Origin of the sequence: Hydrogenophaga sp., from assembly GCF_030158645.1 — a bacterium.
Lineage (GTDB): Bacteria > Pseudomonadota > Gammaproteobacteria > Burkholderiales > Burkholderiaceae_C > Hydrogenophaga.
Genome location: NZ_JAOASO010000142.1, coordinates 1 through 1,270, shown reverse-complemented (window position 1 = coordinate 1,270; position 1,270 = coordinate 1). Strand labels below are relative to the sequence as shown.

General features: G+C 64.3%; 1 protein-coding gene. It reads right to left on the bottom strand.

Going from position 1 to position 1,270, the window contains the following annotated elements:
- A partial coding sequence (locus Q1W68_RS15075) for a GTP-binding protein (protein ID WP_300717032.1) occupies positions 1–1,270 on the bottom strand: 1,270 nt, incomplete at both ends.

The following is a 1,270-nucleotide window of genomic DNA, read 5'->3' as shown; positions in this document are numbered from 1 at the left end:
CCGTCGTCCATCGAGATCAGCACGCCGTTCTTGCGGCCACCGATCTCGCCCTTGTGGGGCTCGTAGCCGTCGAAGATCGAGGCGATCAAGCCGGAGCCACGGGTCAGGTTCATGAACTCGTTGCTGAAGCCGATCAGGCCTCGCGCCGGAATGCGGTACTCAAGGCGCACGCGGCCACGGCCGTCGGGCTCCATGTTGACCATCTCGCCCTTGCGCAGACCCAGTGCCTGCATCACGCCACCTTGGTGGATTTCTTCAACGTCGGCGGTGACCAGCTCCATCGGCTCGCACTTCTCGCCGTTGATCTCCTTGAACATGACGCGGGGCTTGGAAACAGCCAGCTCGTAGCCCTCGCGGCGCATGTTCTCCAGCAAGATGGTCAGGTGCAGTTCGCCCCGGCCCATCACCTCGAAGATGCCGTCTTCGCCGGTTTCGCTGACGCGCAGCGCGACGTTGCTTTGCAGTTCTTTTTGCAGCCGGTCCCAGATCTGGCGGCTGGTGACGTACTTGCCTTCGCGGCCGGCCAGCGGGCTGGTGTTGACACAGAAGTTCATCGTCAGCGTCGGCTCGTCGACCTTCAGCATGGGCAGCGGCATCGGGTTCTCACGGTCGGTGATCGTCACGCCAATGTTGATGTCTTCAAGGCCGTTGATCAGCACGATGTCGCCCGGGCCGGCTTCGGTGACCTGCACGCGGTCCAGGCCCTGGAAGGTCAGCACGTTGTTCACGCGACCTTTGACGGCCTTGCCGTCCGGGCCCTCCATGACCAGCACGTCCATCGACGGCTTGATGGTGCCCTGGCTGATGCGGCCCACGCCGATGCGGCCGACGAAGGTCGAGAAGTCGAGCGCCGAGATTTGCAGTTGCAGCGGGGCGGCCGGGTCACCGGTGTTCGGCGGCACGTGCTTCAGGATGGTGTTGAACAGGGCCGACATGTCGGGGCCCCATTGTTCGCCGGGCGCGCCTTCGGTCAACGACGTCCAACCGTTGATGCCCGAGGCGTAGACCACGGGGAAATCGAGCTGTTCGTCGTTGGCACCGAGCTTGTCGAACAAGTCGAAAGCGGCGTTGATGACAGCGTCGGGCTTCGAACCCGGCTTGTCGACCTTGTTGACCACGACGATGGGCTTGAGGCCCAGAGCCAGCGCCTTCTTGGTCACGAAGCGCGTCTGCGGCATCGGGCCTTCCTGCGCGTCGATCAGCAGCACCACGCCATCGACCATCGACAGCGCGCGCTCGACCTCGCCGCCGAAGTCGGCGTGGCCGGGGG